Raw genomic sequence first — 15,984 nt, forward strand, 5'->3', positions numbered from 1 at the left:
GGTCACCGCCCGCAGACCGGCGTGATGGCGGCGGGCGTCGCGCTCGTCGCCACGAGCAGGCCGAACGTCGTCGAAGCACCCGGCGCCAGCGTCCCGTTCCAGGATGCGTTGCGGACCTCGGCGTCCTGGCCGGAGCCCTCGGCCACCCCGCCCCAGACCGACTGGATACGCTCGTCACCGGACCACCGCCACGAGACGAGCCAGCCCGGGACCGGCTCGGTGCCGTCGTTGCGCACCGTCACAGTGGCGACGAAGCCACCGCCCCACCTGCTGTCGATCGTGGCCGTCGCGGAGCAGAGCGACAGCGTGCGCGCCGGTCCGCCGATCACGTACGGATCCCGTACGCCCTTGGTGTCGCCGAACCGGAACCAGTACGCGGTGCCCGGGGTCAGGCCGCCGACTGTGACAGTGCCCGACCGTTCCGGCCCGGTGACCGCCTCGGCCACCGGGTCGCGCCACCCGGTGGCGTCCTCGCGGCTGGCGAAGAGGCTGACGACCAGCGGCGGGTCGTATCCGCAGGGCGGGCTGAGCACCATCCAGTAGGTGATGGTGATGCTGGTCGTGGTGGCCCCGGTCACCTGGCCGCTGACCGGCAACGCCGGCGGGCACGCGAACGTGGGCGTCGGGGTCGGCGTCGCCGCCGTGGCGAGCGTCGTCGTGGTGGCGGGCGACCGGTCGGCGCCGGCCGAGGCGGCCGGGCCGGTGAGGGCGAGGGCGGCGGCCAGTGCCGCGCCGAGCGTACGGAGCATCTGTCTCTCCCGAGCTGGGGGCGCCGGGGGCGGTCGGCGCCGGAGTGGTGGTGGACCGCGATGTCGCCGCCGTGACGACACGGCGGAGCGCCGGAGACGACTGCCCGGCACCGGGGTGGCGCATCACCCCGCGCTTGTCCCTCCGGCGAGATCGAGCGGCTCGCACTGGCTCCCGAGCGCTGCCGCCGCCAGTCTTTCAGTCGACGAACATCGATTCAATGTCGTCCCAGGACCCGACGTCGCCGGCGGCCCGATCCGCTGGCTACGCTTGGTCGTTGTGCCAGAGGGACACACCATCCACCGCCTCGCCGCCCGGCACGCCGAGCTGTTCGCGGGCGACAAGGTGCACGCCGACAGCCCGCAGGGGCGCTTCGCCGAGGGCGCGGCCCGCCTGAGCGGCACCGTCCTGGACGGCACCGAGGCGTACGGCAAGCACCTGCTGCACCACTACGCGGGCGAGTTGACGCTGCACGTACACCTGGGTCTGTACGGGAAGTTCGCCGACGGGCCGGGGGAGCCGCCGGCCCCGGTCGGGCAGCTGCGGCTGCGCCTGCACAGCGACCGGGGCGCTCTTGCCGGGCGCAACCTCTACTGGTGCCCCACCTGCCAGGCGGGCTGAGTCACATCTCGTCGAGCAGCCAGCGGGCCGCCTCGACGTTCCCGGGGAAGACCTGGTCGCCGCCGATGCTCCAGGCCACCGTCTGGCCGATCGCCCAGCCGCGTACCCGCTCCCGGTCCAGGCCCAGCTCGGCGCTGAGCCGGTCGAGCCGGTGCCGCACCGCCGAGGGGGAGTGACCCAGCTCGGCGCCGCGCACGAGCGGCACCACCGTGAACTCCCGCTCGCCGACCAGCGGCTTCGGGTCGATCACCAGCCACGGTTCGCGCCCGGCGGCCAGGATGTTGCCGGCATGCAGGTCCTGGTTGACGAGCACCTGCTCACCCTGGCTCGGCGCCAACTCCGCGAGCAGCCCGAGCGCGGTGTCGAGCAGGCGCCGCTCGTACGGGCAGCCGGCCCGTCGCCAGTTACCAGGCATCCGCTCCGCCCAGCCGGCCGCCTCCTCGGCCAGCGGCGTGAACGGTTCACCGGCCGGCACCGCGAGCCCCGGTAGCAGGCCGACCGCGACGTCGAGCGCCGCGTCGGCGGCCAGCGAATGCAGCGGCGTGCCGGGGTCGCACCGCTCGACCAGCAGTGCGCGCCGATCGGCGTCGTGGGCGAGCAGCCGGATCGCGCCGCGCCCGTCCCAGTGCGCCAGCGCCGTTGCCTCGTGGACGCTGTCGTCGTCCGGGTACTGGAGCTTCAGCACCGCCCGGGTGCCGTCGGGGAGTGTCGCGGGCAGCGCCAGCGAGGCGAACGCGTACGCGAACGGCGGGCCGGCCGTCAGCTCCCACCACGCGACGCAGTGGGCCAGCCGGCCGGGCAGCTCCGCGAGCCACGCCCGGCCGGCCTCGGTCTGCTCGACCCAGCGCAGCCCGTCAGGAATGTCGCACCGCATCGACACATCCTGACCGGTGCGGCGACGATCCGCTGTCCCGACGCGGCCCTCCGGCCTCGCCGGGCCGCACTCGTCCTGGGCCGGTGCGGGCCCTCGCCCTGCGGGCCCCTCGTCCCGTGCCGGGCCACCCTCGCCCGGCTCGCCCTCGCCGCGGGCCGGCCCCGTCCTGCGGGCCGCCCCTGCCTCGCCGGATGCGGCCCGGGCCCGCCGGGCCTGTCACCGCAGTCGGCGGATGTCCCCGTATGCGCGGTAGAAGCCGCCCCGGCCGGACTCGCGGACCTCGGTGACCAGGTAGCGCGCGCCCGGCTCGCGGATGCCCTTGGGGAACTGCACGGACCAGTCCCGCCGGTAGCCGTCGGCGAGGACGTGCACGCGCAGCCGGCCGCCCTGCTCGACGCACTGCACCAGCACGCCGTCGCGGTCGTCGGTGGTCACCTCGACCGAGGTCCAGGCGGCCGTCTCGGGCATCCGGGCCGGCGCCTTGACGTCGACCACGTCGGGGACGCTGCCCGCCTCGGCCGCCCGGATCGCCGCCTCGCTCGCGTCGATGCAGGCCAGGTAGCCGCTCGTGGTGACCACGTAGAGCCGGTTGTCGTGGTACTGCATCGAGTACGCCGAGCCGCAGCCGGTGCCGAGCTTCCACAGCCGGTTGCCGGCCTGGTCGAAGCAGTAGATCGAGGAGGCGCTGTCACCGGCGAACACGTACCGGCCGCCCTCGGCGGTGGCGCAGGAGAAGACTGCGGCGTCGCAGCGGTAGACCTGCTCGGCCCGGCCGTCCTTGCGCAGGCGCACCACCTCGCGGGTGCCGGTGCCGGCGAAGACGGCGTCCCGCTCCTGCCAGCCGAACAGGACGGCGCCGGTGCCGGTGTGCCACAGCTCGCGCCCGGTGCGCCAGTCGTAGCCGGTGACCCCCTGCGAGTGGCCGTGGTAGAGCGCGTCGGCGTCGCAGCGCACCATCCACGCCGACCGGCCCCGCCCCGGCCGGCGCCAGAGGAACTCGTCCTCGTGGTCGATCGCGGAGATGCCGCCGTCGCGGTCGGACACGCCCAGTACGCCGTCGTGGATGTCCAGCCAGTAGATGTCGATCTCGGGCGCGATCGCGTACGCCGCACGGGGCACCTTGCCGGACAGGTCGTAGACGTTGCCGTCGTCGCAGCCGGCGTAGACCCAGGCGTCGTCGGCGACGATGCACTTCACCCCGTCGGGCAGCCGGACCTGGTTGACCAGCCGGGCGTCGTGGTCGAGCGTGGTGATCACGCCGTGCTCGTTGCCGACCATGCAGTGCCTGTCGTCGACGAAGATGCCGAAGGCGGGCGCGCCCGAGGCGTACCGCCAGAGGACCGGGGCGGTGCGGGCGGTCGAGCGGGTGCTGACGATCTGCCGGCGTGACACCGTGCGCTTCTGGCGTACGCCGGGCATTGCCGGGGCGTACCCCTTGCGGACCTTCTCGCCGATCTTCTTCGCGGCGGCGGCGCGGGCGCGGGTGTTGTCCGGGTAGGTGCTCGTCTTCACCTGGCCCTGGTCGCCGATCCGCCCGTAGCGCACTGTCATCGCGGTGTCGTCGACCACCACCTCGTAGAACTTGTGCGCTCCACCATCCACTTCGGACAGTTCGAGGTAGGTCGTCTCCTGGGACATGGGGGTATACCTCCGAGGGGAAGTGCCGAACCGGCAACGCGCACACGCTAACGCCGGGCACCGACAAACCCGGGTGTCGGTGTTAAGAAGGGGCCCTTCCTCTACCGGAGGCGTTAATAGGGGGCCCTTCCTTACACGGCGGCGAGGGCGTCGACGGCCTTGCGGGCGGCGATCAGCACCGGATCCCACACCGGGGCGTACGGCGGCGCGTACCCCAGGTCGAGCGCTGTCATCTCGTCCACTGTCATGCCGTTCCACAGTGCCACCGCGAGCGCGTCGATCCGTTTGGCCGCCTCGGACCAGCCGACGATCTGCGCCCCGAGCAACCGCCCGCTGGGCCGCTCGGCGATCAGCTTGACCGTCATCGGCCGCGACCCCGGGTAGTAGCCGGCCCGGTTCGTCGACTGGGCCAGCACTGTGACGAACTCGAAGCCGGCCTCCCGCGCGTCCCGCTCGCGCAGCCCGGTGCGGCCCACCTCCAGCTCGCAGACCTTGGTGACGGCGGTGCCGATGACGCCGGGGAAGGTGGCGTACCCGCCGCCGATGTTGATGCCCGCGATCCGGCCCTGCTTGTTGGCGTGCGTGCCGAGCGGAATGTGCACCGGCATGCCGCTGACCCGGTGCAGCGACTCGACGCAGTCGCCCGCCGCCCACACGCCGGGTACGCCCGGCACCCGCATCCGGCGGTCGGTACGGACCGCCCCGGAGGGGCCGATCGGCAGGCCGGCGGCCTCGGCGAGCGCGGTGTTGGGGCGTACGCCGAGACCCAGCACCACGACGTCGGCCGGGATCGGCCCCTCGTTCGTGACCACCGCGGAGATCCGGCCGTCCCGCTCCTGGAGACCGGTGACCTGGAGGCCGGTGCGGACGCCGATGCCGGTCGCGCGCATCGCGTCGGCCACCAGCTCGCCCATGTCCGGGTCGACTGTCGACATCGGTTGGTCGGCCTGCTCCACTAGCTGGACGGAGAGCCCGCGCTGCACGAGCGCCTCGGCCATCTCGACGCCGACGTAGCCGCCACCGACGACCACCGCGCGCCGGGGCCGGGGCTCGCGTTCGAGCCAGCCGATGAGCGCCGCGCCGTCGTCGAGCGTCTGCACGCCGAACACCCCTGACACGTCGTCGCGTGCCCAGTCCGGCTGCACCGGGGACGCGCCGGTGGCGTACACCAGGGTGTCGAAACCGGCGCGGACCTCGCCGCCGCCGTCCAGGTCACGCGCGAGGATCTCGCGGCGGTCCAGGTCGATGGCGGTGACCTCGTGCCGGGTGCGGACCTCGATGCCGAAGTCGTCGCGGAAGGTCTTCGGGTCGCGGGCGATCAACTCGTCCCGCTCCTCGACCAGGCCGCTGACCCAGTAGGGGATGCCGCAGGCCGAGTAGGAGGTGAAGTGCCCGCGTTCGAACGCGACGATCTCCAGCTCGGACCGGTCGCGGCGGCGACGCGCCTGCGACGCCGCCGACATCCCGGCGGCGTCGCCGCCGATGACGATCATGCGCTCGGCCACGTCGCCCATCCTGTCACGCCGGGCCACGGCCGCGTGGCCGCTCAGCCACGGGTCTGCCGCGCCACGTCCGCGACCACGTCGACGAGGCTGCCGGTACGCGCGAACACCGCCCGCTGTCGTGCCGCGCCGCTGCCGTGCCGCCGCAGCCCGCCCAGCAGGTCGGTCACCCGGTCCAGGTCGCCGTGCCGTTCCAGTTCGGGGCGCAGCCGGTCGACGAGCCGGTCCAGCAGCTCCCAGGCCGGGCGCAGCTCACCGTCGGTGAGGTCGACGCCCTCGCCCTCCAGCCCGTCGTGGGCGGCCCGCCAGTGCGCCGCCACCAGCAGGTGGTGGTCGGTGTTGACGGCCGGGCGGCCGGCGGCGATGTCGGTGAGCGCGGTGGCGACGAGCGCGCGGACCAGCGCCGCCACCAGCACCGCGTCGTCCACCGACGGGCAGACGTCGCCGATGCGGATCTCCACCGTGGGGTACTTCGCGGACAGCCGGGCGTACCAGTAGAGCATCCCCTCGTCCAGCATCACGCCGCTGGCGATGAGCTGCCGGATCAGCCGCTCGTAGTGCTCGTGCGACTCCAGGTACGGGGTGGGCGCGACCGACGGCCAGCGTTCCCACTCCACCGAGCGCCAGCTCGCGTACCCGGTGTCCTCGCCCCGGGAGAACGGGGAGTTGGCGGTGACCGCGTGCAGGATCGGCAGCCAGGGCCGGACGTGGTTGAGCACCTGCACACCGGTGTCCGGATCGGGGATGCCGACGTGGATGTGCATGCCGTTGTTGCCGGGACCGGGCACCAGCAGCCGGAACCGTTCGATCATCCGGTCGAAGCGCGGCTTGTCCACCACCGGCGGCACCGGCCCGTCGACCGGCCCGGTGCCGATCGCGAGCAGCCGTACGCCGGCCCGCTCGGCCGCGTCGGCCAGTTCGGCGCGCAGCATCGACAGCGAGTGCCGGATCGAGGACAGGTCCAGCCCGGGCGGGCTGCCGATCTCGATCTGGCTGGTCTGGAACTCGCGTTCCACCTGACCGCGCAGCTCGGCCGGCACCTGCTCCATGACCAGGTCGACGGCGGGTACGGCGGTCCCGGTGTGCGGGTCGGCGAGCAGGAACTCCTCCTCGACGCCGACTGTCAGCAGGTCGGTTCCGCCCGATGCGGCGCTCCGCTCCCGCTCCGCCACTGAGCCACTCATCGTCACCACCGTCTCCTCCGGACCGCTCGCGGCACCGTGCCGCGTGGTCGAGGACCTGTTACCCACCGTGTCCGTTTGGGGAAACGTGCCGCTGGGCGTGTCGGCGCCGGTTCGCCCGTTCGGGTCGTGCCGCCGGTGGGCGTGCACGGGCCCGCGGGGCGTGACACGGCGGGCTAGGGTGGCTCTGTGACGGGGATGCTGGCGGTGCTGACGGGAGCGTGGGCGTACGCGCTCGCCCTGTTCGCCGACCGGCCGGCCGGGCTGATCGCCGGTGCGGCGGTCGTCGCCGCGCTGCTGCTCGCCACGCTGCTCGCGCTGCGGGTCCGCGCGCTGCCCACGCCGCCCGGCACCCGGTTCGCCGCCGCGCTGCGAGCCCGCGCCCGCCGTCGCGGGGTGCCCCGGCAGGTCGACCCGGACGCACCGGGGCGTCCGCGCCCCCGCGCTCCCGGCCTGCACCCCTCGGCCGCGTAGCCACCTTCTTCCGGCCCGCGTCGGCGGGCCGGTAGATCCCTCCATCCCGGCTTCCGCGGCCGATTCCGTCGTCATCCGTCCCGCCGTACGGCACGTCGCCGCCCGGGACACCCGGAATCGCCATCGAGGGGCCCACCCATGCTCGCCTTCGCACCGTTGCACTCCGCGGCCTCGGCCGCGGCCACAGTCGTCACCTGGCTCGCCGACGTGCTCGCCCCGCTCACCGGCGGCGCCGCCACTGCGGCCGCCATCGTCCTGTTCACAGTCGCCGTCCGGCTGCTGATCTCCCCGCTGACAGTGGCCCAGGTCCGCGGGGAGCGGCGTCGCACCGCGCTCGCTCCCGAGGTACGGGAACTCCAGCGCCGGTACGCCGACGATCCGGCCCGCCTCCAGAGCGAGCTGTTCGCGCTCTACCGCAACGCCGGTGCCAGCCCGGTGGCGGGCTGCCTGCCGGCTCTGTTGCAGGCACCGTTCTTCCTGGTCATGTACCGCCTGTTCGCCACCGGTGACGGCGCGCCGGAGCTGCTGGGGGAGCGGCTCGCCGGCGTACCGCTGGGGTGGCATCTCGGCGACGGCCTGGCCGGCCCGGTGCCGCTGGTGTTCGGCGTGCTGCTGGCCGCGCTGCTGGCGCTGGCCTGGTGGTCGTCGCGGCGGATGCGCCGGGCGGCGGCCGCCACCGGCACCGTGGCCGGGACGCCGGCCGAGGGTCCGGGCGCGGCGGTGCTCGGGCGGGTGCTGCCGCTGCTGCCGTACGGCACGGTGCTGGTGGCGCTCGTGGTGCCGCTGGCGGCGGTGCTCTATCTGGTCACCACCACGGCGTGGACGGCGCTGGAGCAGGTGGTGCTGCGCCGGCCGCAGCCGGCGGCGGCCATCGACAAGCGTTGACAAGTGCGGGGGCGGGCGCGTAGAAATCGCTCTCAGAGAGCGCTCTCCCGGACCCGTCCCCGCAGAGAGGCACCCCGAATGAATTCGATCCCGGCGGCTCCGGCCGCCTCCGCCACCGTGCCCCGAACACGCCGCCGGCTCGCCCTGGCCGCCGGTGTCCTCGCGCTCACCACAGCGCTCGCGGGCGTCTCGATGACCGCCCAGGCCGCGGTGCCCCCGACACCGCCCGGGTGGAGCCTGGTGTGGAGCGACGACTTCACCGGCTCCGCCGGCACGCTGCCCTCGTCCGCCAACTGGATCATCGACACCGGCACCGGCTACCCGGGCGGCCCGGCCAACTGGGGCACCGGCGAGATCCAGACCTACACGTCCAGCACCGCGAACCTGGCCCACGACGGCTCGGGCAACCTGCGCATCACGCCGTTGCGGGACTCGGCCGGCCGCTGGACCTCGGCCCGGATCGAGACGGTACGGGCGAACTTCAAGCCGCCGTCGGGTGGTGTGCTGGCCCTGGAGGGCCGGATCCAGATGCCGAACGTGACGGGCGCGGCGGCGTCCGGGTACTGGCCGGCGTTCTGGGCGCTCGGCTCGCCGTACCGGGGCAACTACCAGAACTGGCCGGGCATCGGTGAGTTCGACGTGATGGAGAACGTCAACGGGATCAACTCGGTCTGGGGCGTGCTGCACTGCGGCGTCGCGCCGGGCGGCCCGTGCGGGGAGTTCAACGGCATCGGCGCCTCCCGGGCCTGCCCGGGTAGCACCTGCCAGTCGGCGTTCCACACCTACCGGTTCGAGTGGGACGCCTCGACCAGCCCGCAGCAACTGCGCTGGTACGTCGACGGCCAGCTCTTCCACACCGTCGGGCAGAACCAGATCGGTGAGCCGTACTGGAGTCAGATGACCAACCACGCCGGCTACTTCCTGCTGCTCAACGTGGCAATGGGCGGCGGCTTCCCGGACGGCGTGGCCGGCTCCGCGACGCCCACCGCGTCGACCGTGCCCGGCCGGTCGATGCTCGTCGACTACGTGGCCGTCTACACCCGCGGCGGCGGGAGCAACCCGTCGCCGACGCCGACCACGCCGCCGCCGGGCGGGGTGCGCGACGCGTACGCGACGATCCAGGCCGAGTCGTTCAACGCGCAGAACGGCGTGCAGGTGGAGACGTGCGCCGAGGGCGGCCAGGACATCGGCTGGCTCGCCAACGGCGACTGGGCCCGCTACGACAACGTCGACTTCGGCTCGACGCCGCCGCGCGACTTCGTGGCCCGGGTCGCCTCCGGCGCGGCGTCCGGCGTGAGCGGGCTGGTGGAGGTCCGGGTGGACAGCCCGACCGCGCCGCCGATCGGCAGTTTCGCGGTCGGCAACACCGGCGGCTGGCAGACCTGGCGCTCGGTGCCCGGCAACGTCGGCGCGGTGACCGGGCGGCACACGGTCTACCTGACGTTCAGCAGCGGCCAGCCGTCCGACTTCGTCAACGTCAACTGGTTCACCTTCCGCCGCTGAGTGCGGCCGGGACGCGGCCCGGACCCCCTCCGGGGTTCGGGCCGCACCGGTGCTGGACAGAAACAGTTAACACTCTTAATAATAGGCGCACGTCGACGGTTGTGAATCCCTCTCCACCCCCGCCCGTCCCCTGGAGGACGCCGTGAGACTCCGCCCCCGCCTGGCGACGCTCGCCGCCGCGCTGACCACCGCCGTGGTCGCCGGTGCCCTGCTCGCCGCGCCACCCGCCTCCGCCGCCACCGCCGCGTTCGTCCGCACCTCCAGCTGGAGCAGCGGGTACGAGGCCCGGTTCACAGTCACCAACGACAGCTCCGCCGCGATCTCCTCGTGGAACGTCCAGTTCGACCTGCCGTCCGGCAGCACGCTCGGCTCGTTCTGGGACGCCCGGCTGACCACCTCCGGCCAGCACGTCACAGCCGTCAACCAGTCCTGGAACGGCGCGCTCGCCCCGGGCGCCAGCACCAGCTTCGGCTTCGTCGTCAGCGGCACCGGCGACCCGGTGAACTGCACGGTCAACGGCGCCTCCTGCACCGGCGGCGGCAACCCCGGCAACCCGGGCGCACCGGCCACGCCGGGCGGGCTGCGGGTCACCGGCACCACCGCGTCCGCCGTCTCGCTCGCCTGGAACGCGGTCTCCGGCACCGTCACCGGCTACCGGGTGTACGAGGGCGGCACGGTCAAGGCCACAGTCACCGGCACCTCGGCCACCGTCTCCGGGCTGGCCGCGTGCAGCGGGCACAGCTACACCGTGACCGCGTACAACGGCACCGGCGAGTCGGCGAAGTCGGCGGCGGTCGCGGCCACCACGAGCGGGTGCACCGGTGGCGGCGGAGGCGCGATGGCCGCCGCGCCGTACCTCTACCCGGGCTGGGGCGACCCGCCCGCGCCCGCCACCGTGATGGGCGCGACCGGCATCAAGTGGTTCACCATCGCGTTCGTGCTGTCCGGCGGCGGCTGCACCCCGGCCTGGGACGGCAGCGGCCCGCTGACCGGCGGCACGCACGCCGCCACCATCGCCGCGATCAAGGCGGCCGGCGGCGACGTCATCCCGTCCTTCGGCGGCTGGAGCGGCAACAAGCTCGGCCCGAACTGCTCGTCCGCCGCTGCCCTGGCCGGCGCGTACCAGCAGGTCATCAACGCGTACGGGCTGAAGGCGATCGACATCGACATCGAGAACAGCGACGAGTTCGAGAACGAGGTGGTGCAGGACCGCATCCTGGACGCCCTGAAGATCGTCAAGCAGAACAACCCGGGGATCAAGACGATCATCACGTTCGGCACCTCGACCACCGGGCCGTCGTACTACGGCACCCGGCTGATCAACCAGGCCGCGGCCAAGGGCGCCGGGATCGACGTGTTCACCATCATGCCGTTCGACTTCGGCGGCGGCGCGAACATGTACCAGAACACCGTGAACGCGGCCGAGGGCCTGAAGACCGCGCTGCGCAACGCGTTCGGCTGGTCGAACGCCACCGCGTACGCGCACATGGGCCTGTCCGGCATGAACGGCCTCTCCGACCAGCAGGAGCTGACCTCGCCGGCCACCTGGACGCAGATCCGCGACTGGGCGAAGGCGCGCGGCCTGGCCCGGTTCACGTTCTGGTCGGTCAACCGGGACCGGCCCTGCCCCGGCGGCGGCGTGGTCGCCAACTGCTCCGGCATCGCGCAGAACACCTGGGAGTTCACCGGCATCACCGCGGGCTTCTGACCAGCGCGGCGGTCAGCGCCCGGTGGTCACCGACTGCCGGGCGCGCCGCCGGCGCACCTTCTTCACCGCCCAGCTCACGATCATGAAACCGAAGACGGCGAAGATCGCGTAGTTGAACCACTGGCTGTACTTGTCGACGTCCTCCCACCGCGAGCCCAGGGTGAACCCGGCGCCGACGATCAGGGCGTTCCACACCCCGCTGCCGAGCGTGGTGAGCAGGATGAACTCACCGAGCGGCATCCGGTTCGCGCCGGCCGGGATGGAGACCAGGCTCCGGACCACCGGCACCACCCGGCCGATCAGCACCGCCCACCGGCCGTGCCGCTCGAACCAGCGGTCGGCCTTCTCCAGATCCTGCAGGTCGACCAGCGGGATGTGGTCCAGCCAGCGCTTGAGCCGCTCCTCGCCGAGCGCCGCGCCGAGCCAGTAGAGCACCAGCGCGCCGAGCAGCGAGCCGACCGTCGCGGCGACCACGATGAACACCACGTTGAACCGGCCCTCGGCGGACAGGTAACCGGCCATCGCCAGCACGATCTCGCTCGGGATCGGCGGGATGATGCTCTCCAGCGCCACCAGCAGTGCCACGCCGACCGCGCCGAGCGAGTCGATCACGCTCGCCACCCAGCCGGTCAGCCCGGTGAACTGGTTCGGGTCGACGTCCTGGGCCAGGGCCATGGGGGTCCTTCCACGCGAGAGCCGGAGATCCGAAGGTGTTACCCGGACCGGCGGCTGTCACACCTGTGACTCAGCCCTCCGGGTGCAGCGCGGCGTCCGCCGGACCCCGCCGCCAGCCGGTGAAGCGGACCAGCAGGCCGCCCCGGCTGGGCGAGCAGCAGTACGGTCCGGCCGACGCCTGCGCCGCCGGATCGAGCGGGGCGACGCGGACCAGCCGCCACGGCTCGTCCTCGCACCGGGCCCGCACGGTGAGCGCGTCGCCGGCCCGGCTCACCCGGACCGTCACCTCCCGGCCCGACCACTGCGGCACCGGCGCCACCGACCAGTCGGAGAACTCGTCGGTGACCACGGCGCCCACCTGCGGCGAACCGTCGCTCACCTCGACCCCGGCCTTCGTCCACCGCCGCTCGTCCACCCGGACCAGCACGCCGGCCTGGTCGAACCGGGCCGAGTAGTCGAGGACGAACGACACCTCCACGGCGCTGCCCGCCGGGAACGGCGCGAGCAGTGCCGAGCCGTCGTCGTGCACGAAGCCGTAGCTGGTGCGCCGCCAGAAGTCGCTGCCGCCGCGCGGCTCGACGAGCAGGCCGCGACCGTCCGGCTCGGCCCGCTCCGGCGGGTTCAGCCAGGTGCCGGCGGACCAGTCGTACGCCTCCTCGCTCATCGGAGCACCGTACCGGGTTTGCCGCCGCGCGGGTTCGGAGAAGTAGTCCTCGCATGGGTGACAGGTGGTATCAGGAGGCGGTCGTCTACTGCCTCGACGTCGACACGTACGCGGACTCCGACGGCGACGGGGTGGGTGACTTCCAGGGGCTGATCGGCCGGCTGGACTACCTGGCCCGGCTCGGCGTGACCTGCCTGTGGCTGAACCCGATCCACCCTTCGCCGAACGAGGACGACGGGTACGACGCCACCGACTTCTACAACGTCGACCCGCGCCTGGGCACGCTCGGCGACTTCGCCGAGCTGCTGCACCAGGCGAGCAACAGGGGCATCCGGGTGATCATCGACCTGGTGGTCAACCACACCTCGGACCAGCACCCGTGGTTCCAGTCCGCCCGGTCCTCGCCTGACTCGCCGTACCGGGACTGGTACGTCTGGGCCGACCAAGAGCCGGACGACCGCCACCAGGGCATGGTCTTCCCCGGCGAGCAGCACGAGACGTGGACCTACGACCGGACCGCCAAGGCGTGGTACTACCATCGCTTCTACAAGTTCCAGCCGGACCTGAACATCGAGAACCCGAAGGTCCGCGCGGAGATCAAGAAGATCACCTCGTTCTGGCTCCAGCTCGGCGTCTCCGGTTTCCGGATGGACGCGGTGCCGTTCATCATCGAGCGCACCGAGCCGGGCAACCCGAACTCGCCGAAGGACTTCGACTTCCTCACCGACCTGCGCCAGCACGTGCAGTGGCGGCGCGGCGACGCGGTCCTGCTGGCCGAGGCGAACGTCGAGCCGGACGAGCTGCCCGTCTACTTCGGCGACGGCAGCGGCTCGGGCAACCGGATCCACATGCTCTTCGACTTCATGCTCAACGGCCGGCTGATGCTCGCCCTGGCCCGGGAGGACCCGGAGGTGATCATCGAGGCGTTGCGCGACACCCCGAAGCTGCCCACCGGCGGCCAGTGGGCGACGTTCCTGCGCAACCACGACGAGATCGACCTGTCCCGGCTCACCGCCGACCAGCGCAACGACGTGCTGGCGAAGTTCGGGCCGGACGAGAACATGCAGCTCTACGGCCGGGGCATCCGCCGTCGTCTCGCGCCCATGCTCGGCAACGACCGCCGGCACATGGAGCTGGCGTACTCGCTCCAGTTCTCGCTGCGCGGCACGCCGGTGCTGCGCTACGGCGAGGAGATCGGCATGGGGGAGAACCTGTCGCTGGACGGGCGCGACGCGATCCGTACCCCGATGCAGTGGTCGTACGCGGACAACGCCGGGTTCTCCACGGCCGAGCCGGAGAAGCTGGTCCGCCCGGTGATCGACAAGGGCGAGTACGGCTACCAGAAGGTCAACGTCACCGCCCAGCGCAAGGATCCGCGGTCGCTGCTCGGCTGGTTCGAGCGGATGATCCGGACGCTGCGGGAGGCGCCGGAGACCGGCTCGGGCAGCACCACCCACATCGACGTGCCGATGCCGCCGGGCGTGCTCGCGCACCGCGCCGACGGTCGTACCGGGACCATGGTCTTCCTGCACAACCTCGGCACCGAAGACGTCGAGGTCGACCTGAGCACGCTGGCGCCGGAGGCGGACCTGCCGATCGACGTGCTCAGCGACCGCAACTACGAGGACGTGGGCAAGCTCGACCGGCTCAAGCTCGGCGGGTACGGCTACCGGTGGATCCGGCTCTGCCGGGGCCACGAGCGGTAGGGGGCGGCGTACCGGCGGGTTAAGCTCCTTCGATCGAGCCACAAGTTACCGGGAGGTAAGCATGTCGGAGGAGCCCCGCGTCGCCATCGTCACCGGAGCCGCGCGCGGCATCGGCGCGGCGACCGCCCGCCGGCTGGCGGCCGACGGCATGGCCGTCGCCGTGGTCGACATCGACGAGTCCGCCACCAAGGAGACGGTGGACGCCATCGGCTCGGCCGGCGGCCGGGCTCTCGGCGTCGGCGCCGACGTGTCCGACCGGGCCCAGGTCGAGGCCGCCGTGGAACGGATCGCCGCCGAACTGGGCGCGCCGACAGTGCTCGTCAACAACGCCGGTGTGCTGCGCGACAACCTGCTGTTCAAGATGACCGAGGGCGACTGGGACACGGTCATGGGCGTGCACCTGCGCGGGGCGTTCCTGTTCAGCCAGGCCGCGCAGAAGCACATGGTCGAGGCGAAGTGGGGCCGGATCGTCAACCTGTCCAGCACCTCCGCGCTCGGCAACCGGGGCCAGGCGAACTACTCGGCCGCCAAGGCCGGCCTCCAGGGCTTCACCAAGACGCTGGCGATCGAGCTGGGCCCGTTCGGGGTGACCGTCAACGCGGTCGCGCCGGGCTTCATCGTCACCGACATGACCGCCGCGACCGCGGCGCGGATGAAGGTCGACTTCGACGATCTCCAGAAGCACGCCGCCGCCGAGATCCCGGTACGCCGTCCCGGCCGTCCGGAGGACGTCGCGCACACCATCTCGTTCCTTGCCAGCGAGGGCGCGTCCTTCGTCTCCGGCCAGGTCATCTACGTCGCCGGCGGCCCGAAGGACTGACCGGCCCGACCCGGCGCGGGCCCGCTCAGGCGGGGTCGCGCCGGGTGCGCCAGAGCCAGAACAGGCCGAGCACCGGCAGCACCAGCGGCACGTAGCCGTAGCCGCTGCCGAAGTCGGACCACACCGTCTCGTCCGGGAACAGTTCCTTGTCGGCGATGCTCAGCACGCCCACGCCGAGCACGCCGACCAGTTCGACTGTGCAGCAGGCGAGCGCGACCCGGCGGCCGGTGTGCCCGGCGCGGGCCAGCCCGACCGCCGCCACGATGTAGATCAGCGCGGCGAGCGCGGAGAGCAGGTACGCCACCGGCGCCTCGTCGAACTTCGTGGCGATCTGCAAGCCGGCCCGCGAGGTCGCGGCGATGGCGAAGACGATGTAGACGGCGATCAGCAGCCGTCCCGGGCCGCGGTTGGTGGCGCGCTGCTCGTGCGCGGTCGTGGTGTCAGCCACCGAGGACCTCCCAGGTCTGCTGGAGCCGTACCGCCACCACGGGCGTGACCAGGCAGATCGCGCAGACGATGCCCGAGCCCCAGCGGGTCGGCTCCATCCGGGCCAGCACCCAGGCCAGCGGCGGCAGGCAGACGAGCGTCGCCAGGTAGCCGAAGAACGCGCCCGGCTCACCCGGCCGCTCGCCGCCGCCGAGCGCGACGAGAGCCGTCACGGTGAGCGCGAGCAGCGCCACCTCCAGCACGGCCAGGCCGGCGAACTGGATCCGGTCCGGCGGCCGGTGGCGTACCGCCGCCACCAGGGCCCAGACGGCGAGCGCCAGCGAGATCACGATCGCGACCGTGGCGAGCGGCCCTTCCGCCGGGGAGGCGGAGGCGGCCGCCGCGCTGGTCGTCGACACGGTGTCGTTCACCGGCACAGCCTACTAATCCGTGTAGTAGCGGCTCGCCCGCCGGGTCGGGGCGCGCCGGACGGGCCGGGGGACTAGCGTGGATCACGGTCCCGGCGTACGCCGGTGGCGGACGTCGACGGCAGGGGGCCG

15 protein-coding genes and 1 pseudogene are annotated in these 15,984 nt (G+C 72.8%); 7 read left to right on the forward strand and 9 right to left on the reverse strand.

Annotated elements, in window-relative coordinates; translation table 11 throughout:
- Window positions 1-2: 2 nt before the first annotated feature.
- Window positions 3-749 carry a cellulose binding domain-containing protein gene (locus FHX31_RS02990; protein ID WP_091330865.1) on the reverse strand — a complete coding sequence of 249 codons (747 nt, stop codon included), beginning with the start codon at window positions 747-749 and terminating at the stop codon, window positions 3-5.
- Window positions 750-1,026: 277 nt separating this feature from the next.
- Here FHX31_RS02990 and FHX31_RS02995 point away from each other — a divergent pair, with 277 nt between their 5' ends.
- Window positions 1,027-1,368: a DNA-formamidopyrimidine glycosylase family protein gene (locus FHX31_RS02995; RefSeq protein WP_402882164.1), complete on the forward strand. Its 342-nt coding sequence runs from the start codon at window positions 1,027-1,029 to the stop codon at window positions 1,366-1,368.
- 1 nt (window position 1,369) lies between these two features.
- Here FHX31_RS02995 and FHX31_RS03000 read toward each other — a convergent pair whose 3' ends face one another.
- The 4 genes from FHX31_RS03000 to FHX31_RS03015 form a co-directional block, all read right to left on the reverse strand.
- Entirely contained in the window at window positions 1,370-2,242 is an 873-nt protein-coding gene (locus tag FHX31_RS03000) for an aminoglycoside phosphotransferase family protein (RefSeq protein WP_184974972.1), read from the reverse strand.
- Window positions 2,243-2,458: 216 nt separating this feature from the next.
- Complete coding sequence (locus FHX31_RS03005) at window positions 2,459-3,880, reverse strand: WGR domain-containing protein (protein WP_184974975.1); 1,422 nt, start codon at window positions 3,878-3,880, stop codon at window positions 2,459-2,461.
- Between the two features lie 131 nt (window positions 3,881-4,011).
- Window positions 4,012-5,385 carry an FAD-dependent oxidoreductase gene (locus tag FHX31_RS03010; RefSeq protein ID WP_013288310.1) on the reverse strand — a complete coding sequence of 458 codons (1,374 nt, stop codon included), beginning with the start codon at window positions 5,383-5,385 and terminating at the stop codon, window positions 4,012-4,014.
- Window positions 5,386-5,426: 41 nt separating this feature from the next.
- Entirely contained in the window at window positions 5,427-6,575 is a 1,149-nt protein-coding gene (locus tag FHX31_RS03015; protein WP_013475308.1) for a carboxylate-amine ligase, read from the reverse strand.
- Window positions 6,576-6,761: 186 nt separating this feature from the next.
- Here FHX31_RS03015 and FHX31_RS03020 point away from each other — a divergent pair, with 186 nt between their 5' ends.
- From FHX31_RS03020 to FHX31_RS03035, 4 genes are all read left to right on the forward strand, one after another.
- Entirely contained in the window at window positions 6,762-7,037 is a 276-nt protein-coding gene (locus FHX31_RS03020) for a DUF6412 domain-containing protein (RefSeq protein WP_013288308.1), read from the forward strand.
- Window positions 7,038-7,175: 138 nt separating this feature from the next.
- Window positions 7,176-7,922, forward strand: a complete 747-nt coding sequence (locus FHX31_RS03025) for a YidC/Oxa1 family membrane protein insertase (protein ID WP_013288307.1) — start codon at window positions 7,176-7,178, stop codon at window positions 7,920-7,922.
- Between the two features lie 78 nt (window positions 7,923-8,000).
- A complete protein-coding gene (locus tag FHX31_RS03030; protein WP_184974978.1) occupies window positions 8,001-9,425 on the forward strand; it encodes a carbohydrate-binding protein in 1,425 nt (474 codons plus the stop codon).
- Window positions 9,426-9,567: 142 nt separating this feature from the next.
- On the forward strand, window positions 9,568-11,133 hold the full coding sequence (locus FHX31_RS03035) for a cellulose binding domain-containing protein (RefSeq protein ID WP_091330870.1): 1,566 nt from the start codon (window positions 9,568-9,570) through the stop codon (window positions 11,131-11,133).
- A gap of 12 nt (window positions 11,134-11,145) precedes the next feature.
- Here the strand turns inward: FHX31_RS03035 and FHX31_RS03040 are convergent, their stop codons facing one another.
- Both FHX31_RS03040 and FHX31_RS03045 read right to left on the reverse strand, forming a co-directional pair.
- Window positions 11,146-11,808, reverse strand: a complete 663-nt coding sequence (locus tag FHX31_RS03040) for a DedA family protein (RefSeq protein WP_013288304.1) — start codon at window positions 11,806-11,808, stop codon at window positions 11,146-11,148.
- 70 nt (window positions 11,809-11,878) lie between these two features.
- The gene (locus FHX31_RS03045; protein ID WP_123110490.1) at window positions 11,879-12,472 is read right to left on the reverse strand and encodes a DUF1349 domain-containing protein; all 594 of its coding nucleotides are present in this window, start codon (window positions 12,470-12,472) and stop codon (window positions 11,879-11,881) included.
- A 53-nt stretch (window positions 12,473-12,525) separates the two neighbouring features.
- Between FHX31_RS03045 and FHX31_RS03050 the strand changes: the two genes are divergently transcribed.
- Together FHX31_RS03050 and fabG are read left to right on the forward strand one after the other, a co-directional pair.
- A complete protein-coding gene (locus tag FHX31_RS03050; protein ID WP_123110491.1) occupies window positions 12,526-14,178 on the forward strand; it encodes an alpha-amylase family protein in 1,653 nt (550 codons plus the stop codon).
- 61 nt (window positions 14,179-14,239) lie between these two features.
- Complete coding sequence (gene fabG, locus FHX31_RS03055; protein WP_013288301.1) at window positions 14,240-14,998, forward strand: 3-oxoacyl-ACP reductase FabG; 759 nt, start codon at window positions 14,240-14,242, stop codon at window positions 14,996-14,998.
- On the opposite strand, the pseudogene FHX31_RS03060 reads toward fabG, so the two are convergent.
- A pseudogene (locus FHX31_RS03060) lies at window positions 14,971-15,446 on the reverse strand (hypothetical protein). The gene fabG and the pseudogene FHX31_RS03060 overlap by 28 nt on opposite strands.
- Window positions 15,439-15,855 carry a hypothetical protein gene (locus tag FHX31_RS03065; RefSeq protein ID WP_402881771.1) on the reverse strand — a complete coding sequence of 139 codons (417 nt, stop codon included), beginning with the start codon at window positions 15,853-15,855 and terminating at the stop codon, window positions 15,439-15,441. The pseudogene FHX31_RS03060 and the gene FHX31_RS03065 overlap by 8 nt, the downstream one beginning before the upstream one ends.
- Window positions 15,856-15,984 lie beyond the last annotated feature (129 nt).

It is taken from the genome of Micromonospora sp. CNZ286 (genome assembly GCF_014207755.1).

What these genes read in the sequence shown, in the direction of transcription:
- FHX31_RS02990 (WP_091330865.1), bottom strand. Translation starts at nt 749, where the DNA reads ATGCTCCGTACGCTCGGCGCGGCACTGGCCGCCGCCCTCGCCCTCACC.
- FHX31_RS03000 (WP_184974972.1), bottom strand. Translation starts at nt 2,242, where the DNA reads ATGCGGTGCGACATTCCTGACGGGCTGCGCTGGGTCGAGCAGACCGAG.
- FHX31_RS03005 (WP_184974975.1), bottom strand. Translation starts at nt 3,880, where the DNA reads ATGTCCCAGGAGACGACCTACCTCGAACTGTCCGAAGTGGATGGTGGA.
- FHX31_RS03020 (WP_013288308.1), top strand. Translation starts at nt 6,762, where the DNA reads ATGCTGGCGGTGCTGACGGGAGCGTGGGCGTACGCGCTCGCCCTGTTC.
- FHX31_RS03025 (WP_013288307.1), top strand. Translation starts at nt 7,176, where the DNA reads ATGCTCGCCTTCGCACCGTTGCACTCCGCGGCCTCGGCCGCGGCCACA.
- FHX31_RS03030 (WP_184974978.1), top strand. Translation starts at nt 8,001, where the DNA reads ATGAATTCGATCCCGGCGGCTCCGGCCGCCTCCGCCACCGTGCCCCGA.
- FHX31_RS03040 (WP_013288304.1), bottom strand. Translation starts at nt 11,808, where the DNA reads ATGGCCCTGGCCCAGGACGTCGACCCGAACCAGTTCACCGGGCTGACC.
- FHX31_RS03045 (WP_123110490.1), bottom strand. Translation starts at nt 12,472, where the DNA reads ATGAGCGAGGAGGCGTACGACTGGTCCGCCGGCACCTGGCTGAACCCG.
- FHX31_RS03050 (WP_123110491.1), top strand. Translation starts at nt 12,526, where the DNA reads ATGGGTGACAGGTGGTATCAGGAGGCGGTCGTCTACTGCCTCGACGTC.
- fabG (WP_013288301.1), top strand. Translation starts at nt 14,240, where the DNA reads ATGTCGGAGGAGCCCCGCGTCGCCATCGTCACCGGAGCCGCGCGCGGC.